This is a genomic window from Nakamurella alba (genome assembly GCF_009707545.1).
Taxonomy (GTDB): Bacteria; Actinomycetota; Actinomycetes; order Mycobacteriales; family Nakamurellaceae; genus Nakamurella; species Nakamurella alba.
The window spans coordinates 21,014-36,043 of the sequence record NZ_WLYK01000018.1 but is presented as its reverse complement, the minus strand read 5'-3'; the positions used below and the strand labels follow the sequence as shown (position 1 = coordinate 36,043).

The window sequence follows — 15,030 nt, the reverse complement described above, 5'->3', positions numbered from 1 at the left end:
CAGGCCGGACCGGGGGCTCAGCTGCAGGTGGCGCCGTCGGCCGGCACCGTCAGGTCCAGCAGGTAGGCGTTGCCGATGTCGTCGGCACAACTGATGCCGGACAACAGGTATCCGGTGTGCCGGGTGCCGTCGATGGTCAGCAGCGCACCGCCCAGGTCCTGGGCCAGGTCGACGCCGGCCTGGTACGGGGTGGCCGGGTCACCGGTGGTGGACACCACCAGGATCGTCGCGTCCATCCCGGCCACGTCCGGCTTGTGCGGGCTCAGCGTGGGCTCGGCCGGCCAGAAGGCGCAGTAGTCCTTCACCGCCCCGGGCGGATCGCCGGAGTCCTGGAACGGCGCCACCTGGGCGTACTGCGCGTTGAGCTTGGTGACCTCGGCATCGTCGGTCATCCGCGGGCCGTCCATGCAGCGGATCGCGTTGAACGCGTCCAGCAGCGAGGCGTAGTGCCCGTCCGACCCGCGCTGGTAGTACTGGTCGGCCAGCACCATCATCTGCGAACCGTCGCCGCCGGCCAGCGCGGTCAGCGCCTGGGACAGCTGCGGCCGCAACGCATCCGAGTACATCGCCTGCGAGGTCGCGGTGTTCGCATCGCTGTAGCTGAGCACCCGGCCGTCCGGCAGCTGGGCCGGGTCGTCCAGCAGCGGCCGGGTCAGCTCCTGGTAGGCGGCGGTCGCCTTCGCCGGGTCGGTGCCGAGCGGGCAGGCCGACTGCTGCGCGCACCACTGGGCGTAGTCGTCGAAGGCGTCCTGGAACCCCTTGCCCTGGTCCAGCAGCCCGGTCGCCGGGTCCTGGGTGGGGTCGACGGCGCCGTCCAGGATCATCGCCCGCACGCTGCCGGGGAACTGCTCGGCGTAGACGGTGCCGAGCAGCGTGCCGTAGGAGTAGCCGACGTAGTTGAGCTTCGGATCGCCGAGAGCCGCGCGCAGCACGTCCATGTCGCGGGCGGCGTCCCGGGTGCCGACGTTGGCCAGGAACGTCGTGCCGTCGATCCCCTCGTCCTTGCCGGTGCGGGCGGCGCAGTCGTTCGCGACCTTCTGCAGGCGGTCGTTCGACGCGGTGACCGCGGCCGCCGTGTCCGACCGCAGGTCCTGGGCCCGGAACTGGTCCCACTCCGCGTCGGTCCGGCAGGTGATGACCGGCTCGCTGGACCCGATGCCGCGCGGGTCGAACCCGACCAGGTCGAACCGCTGGGACAGCGGCGCGGCCAGGCCGGCCACCGCGATCTGCGAGACCAGCGACATGCCGGATGCGCCCGGCCCACCCGGGTTGAACAGCAGCGAGCCGATCCGGTCGGTGCCGGTCGCCTGCTGCCGCAGCACGCCGATGGTGATGGTCTGCCCGGTCGGGTCGTCGTAGGCCAGCGGCACGGTCAGCCGTGCGCACTCGACCAGGTCCGAGGCGTAGTACTGCTGGTCGGCCGCGGTGGTGGCGTAGTCCGCGCACGGTCCCCAGGACAGCTGCTGCGTGTAGAAGCTCTCCAGCCCGTCCGGCACCGGCCCGATCCCGGCACTCTGGGAGGTCTGGCTGCTTCCCCCGGAGTCGGTGGTCGGGGGCTGCGAGGCCCCCGATCCGCCGGGACCTCCGGAGGGGACGGTGATCCCGGGCGGCGCCGTGGTCGCCGTGGTGCTCCCGGTGGCGCGCGCAGCCCCGACGGTCGGCGTGCCCGCCACGGAGGACCCGCAGCCGACCAGCAGGACGGCCAACCCGGCGAGGCCGAGTCGTCGGAGCGTGCGGGTCCGGCGCGTGCGGGCGTGCATGCCCGTGATCATGTCACCGCACCGGTCACCGCCGGGTGAGTTCCCGGTCAGTCGTCGCCGTCGGCCCAGGCGCGGTCCTCGGCGTTCTTCCGGTCCTCGCGGTCGTGGATGGTCTGCAGCGCGTTCGCCGCCGACTCCCGGTCCGGGAAGGGGCCGAGCAGGTCCTTCGCCTTGCTCTGACCCTCCTCCTCGACCTGGCCGGTGCTGATGTTGAAGTAGTACTTGGTGTTCCGCCCGATCTCGTCGCCCATGGGTCCAGCCTGGCACGGACCCTCCGGCCGTGCTCAGCAGGGGGTCATACCGGCGTGACCTGGATCCGCCGTTGCTCGCCGTCGACCGAATCCAGCCGGACCCGGATCACCGAACCCTCGACCAGTCCGTCGGCCGGCGCCTGTGCCCGGACCGGCGGGTCGTGCAGCATCACGGTGGCCCGGGCCGACCCGGCCTCGGCCTGCACCACCGTCGCGGTGAACTCCTCGCCGATCCGGCCGCCCAGCAGGAACACGAAGACCGCTGCGGTGCAGGCCCTCTCGAGATCGCCGGCGAGCCGGTCGGAGGACCGCATGATCGTGGGCAGCTCGTCCAGCGCGGCGGTGACCCACTCCGGCACCGGCGTGCCGGAGTGCAGGGCGAGACAGATCTCCGTCGCGTACCGGTCCACCAGGCGTCGCAGCGGGGCGGTGACGTGGGCGTAGGAGGCGCCGACCCCGGCGTGCAGCGGCTGCTCCGGCGACGCCCCGCGGAAGGGGGTGTAGCCGGCGCCGCGCAGCAGCCGGACCGCGTCCTCGAGGAAGGCGGCGACCTGTGGGCGGGCCGGGTCGAGCCGGGCGATCAGGTCGCCTGGCTCGATGTCGGCGGGCCAGTCGATGCCCAGAGCGAGGGCCGACCGGCGCAGCGCGGCCACCGCGTCCGGCTCGGCCGGCGGCAACGTCCGCAGCAGTCCGATCCCGCCCTCCAGCATGATCCCCGCGGCGACGATGCCGGTGAGCAGGCTGATCTCGGCGTTGAACTTCTCCACCGGCAGCGGGGCGCGCAGCTCGAGGGTCCAGTGCTCCCCCGCCGGCACCACCTCCACCTCGGGGATGTCCAGGGTGATCGCGTGCCGGGCCCGGGCCTGCGCCAGCCGGAGCGCGCCGATCTCCGGCAGCAGCGCGATCGACGGGTGCGGCCGGCCGGCGTCGAGATCGGCCTGCACACCGGCGTAGTCGAGCCGGGCCACCGAGCTCACCAGGACGCGGCGCACGTCGGCGGCGACCGGGAGGCCCTCGGCGTCCAGGTCGATCGTCCACAGCACCGCGGGCCGGTCGCCGTCCGGCAGCAGGCTCGCGGCGCCCTCGCTCAGCGCCGGCGGGTGCAGCGGCGTCGACCGGTCGGGGCTGTAGAGGGTCTGGCCGCGGCGCTGCGACTCCGCGTCGATCGCACCGCCCGGTGGCACGACCGCGCCGACGTCGGCGATCGCGTAGTGCACCCGGTACCCGTCGCCCCGGCGTTCCAGGTGCACCGCCTGGTCCAGATCGCGGCTGCCCGGCGGGTCGATGGTGACCAGCGGCAGGTCGGTCCGGCCGGTGCGGTCGGTGCGGTCGGCGCCTGCGGTGACCGGCTGCGCGGCGATCGCCTCCGCCTCCGCGGTGACCTCGGCCGGGAAGTCCTCCGGGATGCCGAGATCACGCCGGATGCGGTCGAAATCGATCGGCGCGCCCGCCGCCGAGGGGGTGGCGGGCGGTGGACGCAGTCGTCGGGTCGGCACGCGCCCAGGCTATCTTCGAACACATGATCGACGATCCGCGGTACCACCGACCCTGGGGGACGCAGGGCATGGCGGAGCTGCAGCCGGTGCAGTGCCCGGCCGGTCACCCGCTGGGTCCGCGGACGATGCTGGTCGCCTCGTCGCCGTGCTGGTGCGCGGGGCGGCCGCACCGGCTCTGGCGGTGCTGGGAGTGCGACGCGGTGTGGGTGTGGCCGGGGTGCGTGAACAAGCCGGAATGGCAGGTCTGGTCCGGGCGGGCCTGACCGGGCAGGTCAGCCGAAGCTGTACTCCCAGCCGCCGCCGCTGATGCCGGGCATGGTGAGCACGACGGTGCCTTTGGCGGCCGAGACGTCAAGGGCGATACGGCCCTTCGTCACCGAGTCCGGGGACAGCTCGTCGGTGTACGGGAACTCGTCGTCGATGGAGATGCAGGTCGCGGTGGCGTCGGTGTCGGCATCGACCTGCACCGTGCCCTTGCTGTCGTAGGCGGTCCACCGGCTGTAGTCGAAGTCGATCGACGACGCCTCCAGGTCCTCCGGGGTCGAGTTGCGGACCTCGACACTCAGGTCGATGACCACGAAGTGGCCGTTCTCCGGCTTGGCCTTCGCATCGTCGCAGCCCTTGTCGACCTGGATCTTGTCCACCCGGAACGCGACCAGCTCGACCTTCGAGTCAGCACCCTCGATCGCGTACACCTTGCCGACGTCGACGATCGCGTCGCCGTAGTCGTTGAACGGCGCCGACGTCTCCGCCGCCGGCAGCTCGTACGACCGCTCGGTGGTAGTTGTGCTCTCGCTGGTGTCGGTGCTCTCGGTGGTGGTTTCGGTGGTTTCAGTGGTTTCGGTCGTCTCGGTGCTCTCGGTCGTCTCCGTCGGTGCCGGTGCCGTGATCGTCGGATCGATCGTCGGCAGGGTCGCACCGGTCGGCACGGTGGCGCTGGTGGGCAGCGTCGCATCGGTCGGCAGGGCCACCCCGGCCCGCGGCACCGCGGTGCCCTGGACGGAGGTCGCGCAGGCCGCCAGCGTCACGGCGGCCGCCAGCGCCGCCGCCACCCGCACACCCCGCCGACCGTTCACCGCGCCTCCAGCACCTCTCCCGACACCCTGACCCGTGGGCGTGAGACTAGCCGAGCCGGTCGCCCGGGCCCGTTGCTGACCCGGACCGCTCCCCCGCCGCAACCTGTCGCTTCTCCGCGTCGACGTGCGAGATCAGCCATGCCGCCACGGATGCGGTGATCACGCCCACCACGGCGAGCCCGACCAGCATCAGGCCGACCGCGACGAACCGGCCCGGCGTCGTCACCGGGTACCGGTCGCCGTAGCCGACGGTGGTCACGGTCGCGCAGGCCCACCAGAGCGCGTCGCCGAAGGTGTGGATGTTCGCCGCCGGGTCGTTCTGCTCGGCGTCCAGCACGGCCAGCGCACCGAGGAACACAGCAGCGACGGCGGTCCCGGCGACATAGGTGGTGACCCGGCCGATGAGGTTGCGGGTGGCCGACCGGTTGAGGATCCGGGCGAAGGCCAGCACCCGCAGCAGCCGGAGCGGGCGCAGCATCGGCAGCACGATCAGCGCCACGTCGTACCAGTGGTGCAGCGCGTACCGGCCGCGACGCTCCGCGAGCGCCAGCCGCACCACGAAGTCGACGAGGAACGCCGCCCAGACCGCCCAGGAGGCGATCTCCAGGAACGACTGCAGCCCCGGATCGATCCGTGGGTCCAGCACCTGCCAGGCGTAGGCGACCAGGAAGCCCAGCGCGAGCAGCAGCAGCGGGATCTCGGTCCGGGCCTCCCAGCGTCCCACTCGTGTCGTGACGTCGGTGTCCGTGCGGTCGGTCATGCTCCCCCGTTTCGAGATGTCCTGCGATTCTGAACATGCAGTGCCGCTGAGAGCCAACGGATGTTCAGAATCCGCAGCGGCCACCCGACGGAGAAGGAGACCATGATGCCCCTGACCTGGGATCAGATGATCGTCGAGGCGGCGGACCCGGTGGCACTGGGCGGATGGTGGGCGCAGGCGCTGGGCTGGGTGGTCGTCGACGACGCGAGCGAGAGCGGCGCGTTCGAGATCCTGCCCGCGCCGGACGTCACACCCGGACTGCTGTTCGTGCCGTCGGCATCCCCGAAGTCGGGCAAGAACCGCTGGCACCCGGATTTCCGGCCGGCGGACCAGGCGGCGGAGGTGGAGCGGCTGCTCGCGCTCGGCGCCACCCGGGTGGACATCGGCCAGGGCGAGCAGCCGTGGGTGGTACTGGCCGACATCGAGGGCAACGAGTTCTGCGTGCTGTCCTCGCGGCCGTAGGATCTGCAGCGGGACGAGTCGGCCGGGCGACCGCGTCAGCCCGCAAGGGCTGCCGAGGAAAGTCCGGGCTCCTCAGGGCAGGGTGGTTGTCAACGGCAACCCGGCGTGAGCCGCGGGACAGTGCCACAGAGAACAGACCGCCCGGTTCCTCGGAACCGGGTCAGGGTGAAACGGTGGTGTAAGAGACCACCAGCATCCCGGGTGACCGGGATGGCTCGGTAAACCCCACCCGGAGCAAGGTCGAGAGCGGGAGAGATCCCGTGCGCAGGCGTTCGAGGGCTGCCCGCCCGAGCCTGCGGGTGGACCGCTGGAACGTGTCGGCAACGGCACGTCGAGATGGATGGTCGCCGAACGGGAGGCCGCAAGGCACCCGGGAACAGAACCCGGCTTACAGGCCGACTCGTCCCAACCCACCCGGGCGCGCCGCACCAGGTGACCCGGGACCAGGTGTCTAGTTCGCTCTTGACGACAACGTCCAGTGCGGACTAGAAACGTCTTGTGACGAAGCGGCGGGACATCATCGCCGCCATCGCCAGAGCTGCCGCAGAGGCCGGTGTCGAGTGGGTCGTCGCGCGCGAGGGCGCCAACCACACCGTCTACAACCTGGGCGGGATCATGATCCCGATCCCACGCCACAACGAGATCGACAACCGGATGGCCCAGGTCATCTACAAGGAAGCCGCCGAGAAACTCGGAAAAGGGTGGTGGAGATGACCGTCTACACGGCACAGGTCAGCCGCGGCGAGAAGTACTGGCTCGTCCACGTCCCGGAGATCGACCGGACCACGCAGGCCCGAACGCTGTTGGAGGTCGAAGCCATGGTCAGGGATCTGATCGTCGTCATGGAGCAGGTCGAACCTTCGTCGATCGAGCTTCGCGTCCGGATCGAACTACCGGATGAAGCCCGTCAGCATCTTGCCGAGGCCGACCGGCTCCGCGGCATCGCCCTCGATGCGCAGAGCCGCGCGGCGGAGGAATACCGCACCGCAGCCCTCGCACTCCGGGCGGCCGGCCTCGGCCTCCGGGAGATCGGAGCTGCCCTCGGAATCTCCCACCAGCGCGCGCACCAGTTGGTCACAGCCGCCTGAGGGCCCCCCGGGAACAGAACCCGGCTGACAGGCCGACTCGTCCCACCCACCCGGGCGCGCCGCACCGGGGTCTCACCCGGGGGCCCGCAAGATGGGGCGGTGAGACCGAGGAACCGCACCACCCGTACCGCGAGCGCCCTGGTGGCCGGAATCCTGGCGGTGACACCGCTGGCGGCGTGTTCGTCGGATGACTCCCTCCCCGACGTGACCACCACCGTCGACCTGCCGCAGTCATCCGCGAGTGGCGCAGGCACCGAGCCCATCAACACCGAGCCCACCGGCACCCCGGCATCCGTCCCGCCGAGCACCAGCTCCGCCCCGGCCCCGCTGTTCGGCACCCCGCAGCAGCTGACGGCGACCGCCGATGACGGCACGGAGCAGCGGTACTCGATCACCGTCACCGGCGCGGACTGGACGACGAACACCCCGCGGGGCCTGCCGGACCCGACGACCGGTGGCTTCCTGGTGGTCTCGGTGACCTACACCGCCGAGACCGGTGATCTCACCGCACTCGGCGCCGACGACTGGTTCCTCACCACGTCGGTCGGGGTGATCTCGCCGCTCACCGGACTGCCGGCCACCTCGGCGCTCGGCCGCACGTACCTGTCCGGGTTCGTGACGATCCCGGAGGGCAGCTCACTGGAGGGCCTGCTGGTCTTCGACATCACCCGCGGCGACGTCGACCTCACGTACGGCTCCGGCGAAACGCCGGTCACCTGGGCCATCTCCTGACGGCCCTCCTGACAGACACGGCCTGGAACAACAGCGTCAGCTGTGGATGGCCCGCCACTGCGCGGTCGATCCCCAGCCGGGCAGCTTCTGGTTCAGCTCGTCGATCCGGTGCCCGGCCAGCAGCCGGCACTTGTGCTCGGCCCGCTGGTTGCTGAGCCAGTAGGACAGTCGGCGCTCCTCGGCCGGCGCCGAGAGGCTCTGCACGGGCAGCCGCCCCTCCTGGTCGACGAACTCGAGCAGCTCGGCGAGCCGGACCAGCCAACGGTCGTCGTCCAGTTGAAAACCTGCGGGGCGGCGCTGTTCCTCGGACACCTGATGATTCTCGCAGAACCTCTGCAACTCAGCGTCACCGACATCCGACAGCAGGTAACGCCCCCGGCGGAGCGGCACCCACGGCCGGGGCCGGAGGGCGACGACCCCGCACCCGGCAACGGGGGACGACCAGCACAGACGGCGGGTCGCGGAATCACAACAGTGCTGCGGAAGCCTTCGCAATGTGGCCAAGGCCACGCTCCGAAAGTATGCCGAGCCGGTGTCGTCGGCGGGTCGTGCCGGGACCTTCGTCCCTGGGCGACCGGACGCTGCGCGACTACCGTCGGAACCAGGCCGCACCGCAGCGGCCGCCCCGACGGACGAGGAACACGCCGATGATCGAGACGGAGAAGTCGATCGTGGTCGGGGTGCGGCTGCAGGGCGCCGCTGCCGGTTCCTCGCTGATGGCCCTGCGCCACGCGGTCCGCCGGGCGATCCCGACCGGCACGACGGTGGTGGCGGTGCTGTGCCGCCCGCCCGCCCGGCACGCCGACGCCATCGGTCGCACCCCGACGCAGCTGCACCGGATCGTCGCCGCCCGGCTCGACGACGAGATCCGCCGGCTACGTGCCGATCTCGGGCTCGCCCCGGGCTCCGCACCGGAGGTGCGTGCGGTCTGCAGCGTCGGCCACCCGACCGGGATCCTGCTCGAGAGTTCTTTCTCCGCACGGGAGATCGTGCTCGGTGCGGCCGGCAGCATCCGGACCGGTGACCTCGAGTACGGCCAGGTGATCGGCACCTGCCTGCGCCGCGCCCGCTGCCGGGTGACCGTGGTCGACGCCGACGGGATGGTCGTCGGCACCCGGCCCGCGGAGCCGCTCGCCGGGTGACGCCGCCGCGGCTACGCTCCCGCGCGTGGACCGCACATGACGAGCACCCCGGCGACCGTCCTCGGGGTCGCGTTGCTGATCGCGGTCCTCGCATTCGCGGTCGTGCGGCCGCGCGGGCTGCCCGAGGCGGTCGCCGCCGTCCCGGCGGCCGGGCTGGCGCTGCTGCTGGGACTGGTGCCGCCGGAGGTCGCCGGCTCGACGGTCCGGGGCCTGCTGCCGACCATCGGGTTCCTCGGCGCGGTGCTGGTGATCGCCCACCTGGCCGAGGTCGACGGGGTGTTCCGCTGGCTCGGCGCGGTGATGGCGACCGGCAGCCGCGGATCGCCGGTGCGGCTGCTCGGCCTGGTTTTCGTGATCGCCTCGCTCACCACCGCGGTGCTCAGCCTGGACGCCACCGTGGTGCTGCTGACCCCGGCGGTGCTGGCCACCGTCCGGCTGGTCCGGGTGCCGGCGGCACCGGCGCTCTACGCCACCGCACACCTGTCGAACTCCGCCTCGCTGCTGCTACCGGTCTCGAATCTGACCAACCTGCTGGCGTTCTCGGCCTCCGGGCTCGGCTTCGTCGGCTTCACCGCCGCGATGGCCGGGCCCTGGGTGGTGGCGGTCGCGGCCGAGTACCTGGTGTTCCGCTGGTTCTTCCGCCGTGACCTGCGTCCGGCCGTGACACCTGCAGCTCCGGCACCACCGGCACCGCAGCCGGTCCCGGTCCCCCGCACCGGGCTGGTGCTGCTCGCCGCGATCCTGGCGGGTTTCGTGGCCGGCGAACCGCTCGGCATCGCGCCGGTGTGGGTGGCCGCCGCCGGCGCGGTGGTGATGGCGGTGCGGGCGCTGGTGACCCGGAAGGTCGAACCGCTCACCGTGATCCGCGAGCTGAACCTGCCGTTCCTGCTCTTCGTCGCCGCCCTGGGCGTGGTGGTCGACGCGGCCACCGGCCACGGACTGCAGACCGCCCTGGACACGATCCTGCCGTCCGGGACGTCGCTGCCGGCGCTGCTGCTGATGGCCGGGATCGCCGCGCTGCTGGCCAATGTCGTCAACAACCTGCCGGCCACCCTGGTGCTGCTGGCCGGGCTCGGCGACGCTCCCCCGCCGGCCCTGGTACTGGCGGTGCTGATCGGGGTGAACCTGGGACCGAACCTCACCTACACCGGGTCGCTGGCCACCCTGCTCTGGCGCCGCGCGCTGGCCCGGCACGACCGGCCGCCGTCACTGGGCCGGTTCACCCGGCTCGGCCTGCTCACCGTGCCGGTGACCCTGCTCGCCGCGACACTCGCCCTGTGGGCCGCGATGTCACTGCTGTAGCCTCCGGGAATCAGCCGCCCGGCAGGTGTCCCGTCTCGTTGACCGCCCACACCGTGCAGGTGCCGGCCTCCGCGTCGGCCGGGCCGGTCAGCGCCGACAGCGAGGCGGTGTCGACCTTGAGCCGGAACCCGACCGCGGCCGGCACACCGAGCGCCCAGGTCAGCAGCATCTTCACCACGGCGGAGTGGGTGACCAGCGCCGCCGTCCCGCCCGGGTGCGCGGCGAGCACCCGGCGCAGCACCGGCACGGCCCGGTCCAGCACCTGGTCGTAGGACTCGCCGCCGGGCGGCGCCCCGGCGCTGCTGGAACTCCACCGGGCGAAGGCCGCCGGGTCCCCGGCCTGGATCTGCCGCCGGCCCAGGCCGGTCCACGCGCCGAGGTCGGCGTCGGTGAGATCCGGCTCGACCAGCACCCCGTTGTCCCGGCCGGCGATCCGGGCCGCGGTGTCCCGGCAGCGCCGCAGCGGCGAGCTGTAGACGACGTCCGGACGCAGTCCGCTGACCCGTTCGGCGAGCGAGATCGCCTCCTGCTCACCGAGTCCGGTCAGCGGCGGGTCCTCGCGGCCGGCGTACCGGCGCTCCGCGCTCCAGGTGGTCTGCCCGTGCCGCACCAGCAGGACGGTGGTCTCCGGCACGGGCGCGGTCACGCGCGGATCAGGATCGCGCCGCACTCCGGGCACCGGGCCACCTCGTCGGCCGGGGCGGACCGCAGCCGGCCGACCTCGACCCGGTCCAGCCCCAGTTTGCAGGCGCCACAGGTGTCGCCGGTGAGTTCGGCGGCGGCGGTCCGGCCGGTCGCGTGCACCTTCTCGTACAGGGCGAGCACGTCCGCGGGCAGCGGCGCGGCGACCTCCGACCGCTGGGCGGCCAACGTCTCCAGCTCGGCGTCGACCTCGGCGAAGACCGCGTCGCGGCGGGCCCGGGCGGCGTCCAGCGAGGCGGTGGCCGCGTCGAACTCGCGGGTGGCGCCGGCGAGCACCTCGTCGGCCGTCTCCCGCCGTTCCATCAGCTCCAGCGCGTCGTCCTCCAGCACGCCCTGCCGCCGGGCCAGCGAGGTGATCTCGTGCTGCAGGTTCTCCAGTTCCTTGGGCGAGCCGGCCCCCGAGGACAGCCGGGCGGCGTCGCGGTCGGCGCGGGCGCGTACGGTCTCGATCTCCGCGTCCAGCTTCCGGCCGTCCCGGTCGAGATCCCCGACCTCCGTCTCGGCGGTGATCACCGCGTTCCGCAGACCGGCGAGAGCCTGCTCGCCGGCAGCGATCTCGGCCAGTTCCGGCAGGGTCGTCCGACGGTGCCGGGCGGTGCCCACCGACCGGTCGACGGCGGCCAGGTCCAGCAGGCGCCGCTGGGTGAACGGATCGGCCTTCGGCACGCCGGTGGTCCTTTCGTCGGAACTGCTGCTGCCGGCTACGCGTGCCCGACCCAGGGGTCGGTCCGCAGCGTCGACACGGTGGTCCCGACCGTACCGCCCGTGGCCTCGTCGATCACGGCGGCGGCCCGCTGCAACCACGGCCACTCGCCGGACCAGTGGGCCACGTCGATCACCGCCGGTGCCCCGGGCAGGGCCACGAACTCGGCGACGCGGTGGTGCGAGGTGTCCGAGGTGACGAACACGTCGGCCCCGGCCGAGGCGGCCGCATCCATCAGGTCCTGGCCCGCGCCGCCACACACCGCGACGGTCCGCACGGTGCGGGCCGGGTCCCCGGCGAACCGCACGCCGCCCGCGGTGGCCGGCAGCGCGGCGGCCACCCGGTCGGCGAAGTCGGCCAGTGGCAACGGTTCCGCGAGCACACCGACCCGCCCGGAACCGGTCCGTGCCGGTCGGTCCGGCACGAGCTCGACCAGGTCGAAGGCGGGTTCCTCGTAGGGGTGCGCGGCGCGCAGGGCGGCGACCACGGCGGCCCGGGCAGTGCGCGGCAGGATCATCTCCACCCGCGACTCCTCGACGTACTCCCGCCGGCCGACGGCGCCGATCGCCGGCCGGGCACCGTCCAGCGGGAGGAACTGCCCGGTCCCGGCCGAGACGAACGCGGCCTCGGCGTAGTCGCCGATGGTGCCCGCACCGGCCGCGGCGAGCGCCGCCACCATGTCCTGTGCGCCGGCCACCGGGACGAACACCACGATCTTGTCGGTCCCCGGCACCGGGTCCGGCTCCAGCGGCCGGGCCCCGGACACGCCCAGGGCCGCCGCCAGCGCGTCGTTCACCCCGCCGACCGCCTTGTCGGCGTTGGTGTGCGCCGCGAGGTGGGCCACCCCGGCGGTGATCATCCGGTGCAGCAGCGCGCCCTTGGCGGTGTCCGCCGCCACCGACTGCACCGGGCGGAACAGCAGCGGGTGGTGGGTGAGCAGCAACTGCGCACCGACCTGCACCGCCTCCTCGACGGTGGCCGGATCGACGTCCACCGCCAGCAGCACGTGCCGCACCGGCGCGGCCGGGTCGCCACCGGTCAGCCCGATCCCGGTGTCCCAGCCGGCGGCCAGCGCCGGTGGGTAGGCGCGGTCCAGGATCGTCCGGAGGTCGCCCACGGTGACGGTCATGACCGGGCAGTCTTCCATCCTGGGGGACAATGGCCGGGTGAGTGGTCCCGTCCGAGTCCTGCCCGCCGACCGGTGGCCCGCGCACCGGGCCCGGGATCCGCTGCGGGTGATCGTGGTGTGCTCCGGCAACATCTGCCGGTCCCCCGTCGGCGAGCAGATGCTGCGCACCGCACTGGGCGATGCCGGGCTCGGACCGGACGTCGTGCAGGTGACCTCGGCGGGCACCGGCAACTGGCACGCCGGCGACGACATGAACGAGCGGTCCGCCGCCGCGCTGGACCGGGCCGGCATCACCGCTGCACCGCACGTGGCCCACGAGATCACCATCGACGAGGCCCGCGCCGCGGACCTGCTGCTGGCCGCCGACCGCGGTCACGTGCGGGCACTCCGGGCGCTGGTCGGCGACGCCACCCCGATCCGGCTGTTCCGCGAGTTCGACCCGGCGGCGGACGATCTGGAGGTGCCGGACCCGTACTACGGCCCGGACAGCGGATTCGACGACGTGGTGGCGATGACCGCCGCCGCACTGCCCGGCCTGGTCGCGGAGATCCGGCGGATGGCCGGCCGATGAGCACCGCTCCGCCGACCCACCCCGCCGACACCCCCGCTCCGGCGGGACCGCCGGCCCGCGCCCCGCGCCGCTGGGCCTTCCTGCTCCGGCCCGGCTGGATCGCCGCGGTGATCGGCGCGATCGTCTTCGGGCTGGCCTGCTTCGTGGTGCTCGCCCCCTGGCAGTTCGACCGGCACAGCGAGCGGGAGGCGCAGAACGCGGCGATCCTCGCCGCCACCACCGCCGCACCGGTGCCGGTCGCCGACCTGCTCTCCACCGGCGCCGAGCCGACCGGGGCGGTGCAGTGGCGGCAGGTCTCCGCCACCGGCGTGTTCGAGCCCGAGGGCCAGGTGTTCGTCCGACTCCGCCAGGACGCGGCAGGCAACCCGGCCTCCGAGGTGCTGGTGCCGTTCCGGCTGGCCGACGGGGGCGTGCTGCTGGTCGACCGCGGCTACATGCCCGACGACCAGGTCCGGGCCGGCACGCCGGCGCCGGCACTGCCGACCGGCACCGTGACGATCACCGGCCGCGTGCAGCCCGACCAGCCCTACCCGGTGCCGCGGCCGGCCGTGCAGGAGAACGGGCACACCCTCGTCTACGGCATCGACTCCACCGTGCTGCTCGCCGGCCAGGACGGGGCGCTGCGTGGATTCGTCCAGCTGACCGCGGACAGCCCCGCGGTGATCGCCGAGATCCCGGTGCCGCAGCGCGATTCCGGACCGTTCCTGTCCTATGCCCTGCAGTGGATCGCCTTCGGCATCATCGCGATCCTGGCCATCGGTTACTTCGTCGTCCGCGAGGGCACCGACCCCCGCGGCGACGACCAGGAGGAGGACAGCGCGCCCCTCATCGACCGGGCCCCGGCGACCCGGGCGAAGTTCGACCGGTCCCAGCTGTACGACCAGGAGTGAGCGGTTTCGCCGCCCTGGCGGCACAGGCCGAGCGGACGGTGCTGTCCCGCTCGGTGCGGCGGCTGTGGGCGCTGCCCGGCACCGCGCTCGGCGTGGTCGGCGACCCGCCGACCGTCCGCGAGCGGCTGTTCCTGCGCTGGCACTTCTGGTGGCAGGCGCACCTGCTGGACTGCCTGGTCGATGCCTACCTGCGGGCGCCGGACCGGGCGCGGGCGGACCGGATCCGCCGGGTCGGCCGGACGATCCTGCTGCGCAACAACGGCCCGCTGAACGCCTACCACGACGACATCGCCTGGCTCGGGCTGGCACTGCAGCGCTCCCCGGTACCGATCCCCGGCAGACGCACCGCGATCCGCCGGATCGTCGCCCGGCTGGTGCAGGGCTGGGAGGCCGACGGCGGCGGGATCGCCTGGCGGATCGGCGACGACTACCGCAACGCCCCGGCCAACGGGCCGGCCGCGCTGCTGCTGGCGCGGGCCGGGGTGCGCCGCCGAGCCGGGGAGATGACCGACTGGCTGTTCGACTCGCTCCAGCTGCCGTCCGGGCTGATCGCCGACGGGCTGCGGCACGGGGTGGTCAACGCCGCCGAGATCTACACCTACTGCCAGGGTGTCGCCCTCGGGGCCGCACTGGCCGGGCCGACCGGAGAGCTGCGCACCGCGCGGGTGCACGGCCTGGTCCGGGCGATCGCCACCGAACTCGCTCCCACCGGGGTACTGCCGGCCGACGGCACCGGTGATGCCGGGCTGTTCCGGGGCATCCTGGCCCGTTACCTGGCCGCCGCCGCCCGTTACCCGACCGGTGCCGGTGCCGCCGCCCGGGAGACCGCCGACCTCGCCCGGGCGCTGGTGCTCGCCACGGCAGCGACCGTCGACCCCGACCCGACGCACCCGGAACGCGATCTGTCCGTCCACCTCTCGGACTGGATGCTGGCCGAGGCGGCCGCCATCCTGGCCCGCTAACCTG

At 73.2% G+C, this 15,030-nt stretch carries 19 protein-coding genes and 1 other RNA gene; 11 read left to right on the top strand and 9 right to left on the bottom strand.

Annotated features, from left to right (window positions below):
• Positions 1-17 precede the first annotated feature (17 nt).
• From GIS00_RS25710 to GIS00_RS25700, 3 genes are read right to left on the bottom strand one after another with little or no spacing between them, the layout of a single operon-like run.
• Complete coding sequence (locus GIS00_RS25710) at positions 18-1,760, bottom strand: alpha/beta hydrolase (protein WP_196073472.1); 1,743 nt, start codon at positions 1,758-1,760, stop codon at positions 18-20.
• Between the two features lie 47 nt (positions 1,761-1,807).
• Positions 1,808-2,011: a hypothetical protein gene (locus tag GIS00_RS25705; protein ID WP_154771325.1), complete on the bottom strand. Its 204-nt coding sequence runs from the start codon at positions 2,009-2,011 to the stop codon at positions 1,808-1,810.
• Positions 2,012-2,055: 44 nt separating this feature from the next.
• Positions 2,056-3,507 carry an RNB domain-containing ribonuclease gene (locus GIS00_RS25700; RefSeq protein WP_322098447.1) on the bottom strand — a complete coding sequence of 484 codons (1,452 nt, stop codon included), beginning with the start codon at positions 3,505-3,507 and terminating at the stop codon, positions 2,056-2,058.
• Between the two features lie 23 nt (positions 3,508-3,530).
• On the opposite strand from GIS00_RS25700, the gene GIS00_RS25695 reads away from it, so the two are divergent.
• Complete coding sequence (locus GIS00_RS25695; protein WP_154771324.1) at positions 3,531-3,770, top strand: hypothetical protein; 240 nt, start codon at positions 3,531-3,533, stop codon at positions 3,768-3,770.
• Between the two features lie 9 nt (positions 3,771-3,779).
• Here the strand turns inward: GIS00_RS25695 and GIS00_RS25690 are convergent, their stop codons facing one another.
• Entirely contained in the window at positions 3,780-4,583 is an 804-nt protein-coding gene (locus GIS00_RS25690) for a hypothetical protein (protein ID WP_154771323.1), read from the bottom strand.
• Between the two features lie 46 nt (positions 4,584-4,629).
• A complete protein-coding gene (locus GIS00_RS25685) occupies positions 4,630-5,343 on the bottom strand; it encodes a potassium channel family protein (RefSeq protein ID WP_230314161.1) in 714 nt (237 codons plus the stop codon).
• A gap of 105 nt (positions 5,344-5,448) precedes the next feature.
• Between GIS00_RS25685 and GIS00_RS25680 the strand changes: the two genes are divergently transcribed.
• From GIS00_RS25680 to GIS00_RS25660, 5 genes are all read left to right on the top strand, one after another.
• Complete coding sequence (locus GIS00_RS25680; RefSeq protein WP_154771322.1) at positions 5,449-5,805, top strand: VOC family protein; 357 nt, start codon at positions 5,449-5,451, stop codon at positions 5,803-5,805.
• A gap of 14 nt (positions 5,806-5,819) precedes the next feature.
• An RNA gene (gene rnpB, locus GIS00_RS25675) (RNase P RNA component class A) lies at positions 5,820-6,212 on the top strand.
• Positions 6,213-6,303: 91 nt separating this feature from the next.
• Complete coding sequence (locus GIS00_RS25670) at positions 6,304-6,519, top strand: hypothetical protein (RefSeq protein ID WP_196073471.1); 216 nt, start codon at positions 6,304-6,306, stop codon at positions 6,517-6,519.
• Complete coding sequence (locus tag GIS00_RS25665; protein WP_154771321.1) at positions 6,516-6,893, top strand: hypothetical protein; 378 nt, start codon at positions 6,516-6,518, stop codon at positions 6,891-6,893. The genes GIS00_RS25670 and GIS00_RS25665 overlap by 4 nt, the downstream gene beginning before the upstream one ends.
• A 99-nt stretch (positions 6,894-6,992) precedes the next feature.
• Positions 6,993-7,625 carry a hypothetical protein gene (locus GIS00_RS25660; RefSeq protein WP_154771320.1) on the top strand — a complete coding sequence of 211 codons (633 nt, stop codon included), beginning with the start codon at positions 6,993-6,995 and terminating at the stop codon, positions 7,623-7,625.
• Between the two features lie 36 nt (positions 7,626-7,661).
• Here the strand turns inward: GIS00_RS25660 and GIS00_RS27060 are convergent, their stop codons facing one another.
• Positions 7,662-7,937: a helicase associated domain-containing protein gene (locus GIS00_RS27060; protein WP_196073470.1), complete on the bottom strand. Its 276-nt coding sequence runs from the start codon at positions 7,935-7,937 to the stop codon at positions 7,662-7,664.
• A 335-nt stretch (positions 7,938-8,272) separates the two neighbouring features.
• Between GIS00_RS27060 and GIS00_RS27055 the strand changes: the two genes are divergently transcribed.
• On the top strand, positions 8,273-8,767 hold the full coding sequence (locus GIS00_RS27055; RefSeq protein WP_196073469.1) for an adenine nucleotide alpha hydrolase family protein: 495 nt from the start codon (positions 8,273-8,275) through the stop codon (positions 8,765-8,767).
• Positions 8,768-8,803: 36 nt separating this feature from the next.
• Entirely contained in the window at positions 8,804-10,069 is a 1,266-nt protein-coding gene (locus tag GIS00_RS25650; protein WP_154771319.1) for an SLC13 family permease, read from the top strand.
• Positions 10,070-10,079: 10 nt separating this feature from the next.
• On the opposite strand, the gene GIS00_RS25645 is transcribed toward GIS00_RS25650, so the two are convergent.
• Genes GIS00_RS25645 through GIS00_RS25635 form a run of 3 tightly spaced genes read right to left on the bottom strand, consistent with a single transcriptional unit; the run spans position 10,080 to position 12,603 of the window.
• A complete protein-coding gene (locus tag GIS00_RS25645; RefSeq protein WP_196073468.1) occupies positions 10,080-10,715 on the bottom strand; it encodes a histidine phosphatase family protein in 636 nt (211 codons plus the stop codon).
• On the bottom strand, positions 10,712-11,437 hold the full coding sequence (locus tag GIS00_RS29210; RefSeq protein ID WP_322098446.1) for a zinc ribbon domain-containing protein: 726 nt from the start codon (positions 11,435-11,437) through the stop codon (positions 10,712-10,714). Before GIS00_RS29210 ends, GIS00_RS25645 begins: the two co-directional genes overlap by 4 nt.
• Before the next feature lie 35 nt (positions 11,438-11,472).
• On the bottom strand, positions 11,473-12,603 hold the full coding sequence (locus GIS00_RS25635) for a Nif3-like dinuclear metal center hexameric protein (protein WP_154771317.1): 1,131 nt from the start codon (positions 12,601-12,603) through the stop codon (positions 11,473-11,475).
• Positions 12,604-12,640: 37 nt separating this feature from the next.
• Here GIS00_RS25635 and GIS00_RS25630 point away from each other — a divergent pair, with 37 nt between their 5' ends.
• Genes GIS00_RS25630 through GIS00_RS25620 form a run of 3 tightly spaced genes read left to right on the top strand, consistent with a single transcriptional unit; the run spans position 12,641 to position 15,026 of the window.
• A complete protein-coding gene (locus GIS00_RS25630) occupies positions 12,641-13,174 on the top strand; it encodes an arsenate reductase/protein-tyrosine-phosphatase family protein (RefSeq protein ID WP_322098445.1) in 534 nt (177 codons plus the stop codon).
• Complete coding sequence (locus GIS00_RS25625; protein ID WP_154771315.1) at positions 13,171-14,064, top strand: SURF1 family cytochrome oxidase biogenesis protein; 894 nt, start codon at positions 13,171-13,173, stop codon at positions 14,062-14,064. The genes GIS00_RS25630 and GIS00_RS25625 overlap by 4 nt, the downstream gene beginning before the upstream one ends.
• Positions 14,061-15,026: a glycoside hydrolase family 76 protein gene (locus GIS00_RS25620; RefSeq protein ID WP_322098444.1), complete on the top strand. Its 966-nt coding sequence runs from the start codon at positions 14,061-14,063 to the stop codon at positions 15,024-15,026. Before GIS00_RS25625 ends, GIS00_RS25620 begins: the two co-directional genes overlap by 4 nt.
• The last annotated feature ends 4 nt before the right edge of the window (positions 15,027-15,030 follow it).

Coding starts and splice junctions, on each gene's coding strand:
- GIS00_RS25710 (WP_196073472.1), bottom strand. CDS start 1,760: ATGCACGCCCGCACGCGCCGGACCCGCACGCTCCGACGACTCGGCCTC.
- GIS00_RS25705 (WP_154771325.1), bottom strand. CDS start 2,011: ATGGGCGACGAGATCGGGCGGAACACCAAGTACTACTTCAACATCAGC.
- GIS00_RS25695 (WP_154771324.1), top strand. CDS start 3,531: ATGATCGACGATCCGCGGTACCACCGACCCTGGGGGACGCAGGGCATG.
- GIS00_RS25685 (WP_230314161.1), bottom strand. CDS start 5,343: ATGACCGACCGCACGGACACCGACGTCACGACACGAGTGGGACGCTGG.
- GIS00_RS25680 (WP_154771322.1), top strand. CDS start 5,449: ATGCCCCTGACCTGGGATCAGATGATCGTCGAGGCGGCGGACCCGGTG.
- GIS00_RS25665 (WP_154771321.1), top strand. CDS start 6,516: ATGACCGTCTACACGGCACAGGTCAGCCGCGGCGAGAAGTACTGGCTC.
- GIS00_RS27055 (WP_196073469.1), top strand. CDS start 8,273: ATGATCGAGACGGAGAAGTCGATCGTGGTCGGGGTGCGGCTGCAGGGC.
- GIS00_RS25650 (WP_154771319.1), top strand. CDS start 8,804: ATGACGAGCACCCCGGCGACCGTCCTCGGGGTCGCGTTGCTGATCGCG.
- GIS00_RS25635 (WP_154771317.1), bottom strand. CDS start 12,603: ATGACCGTCACCGTGGGCGACCTCCGGACGATCCTGGACCGCGCCTAC.
- GIS00_RS25625 (WP_154771315.1), top strand. CDS start 13,171: ATGAGCACCGCTCCGCCGACCCACCCCGCCGACACCCCCGCTCCGGCG.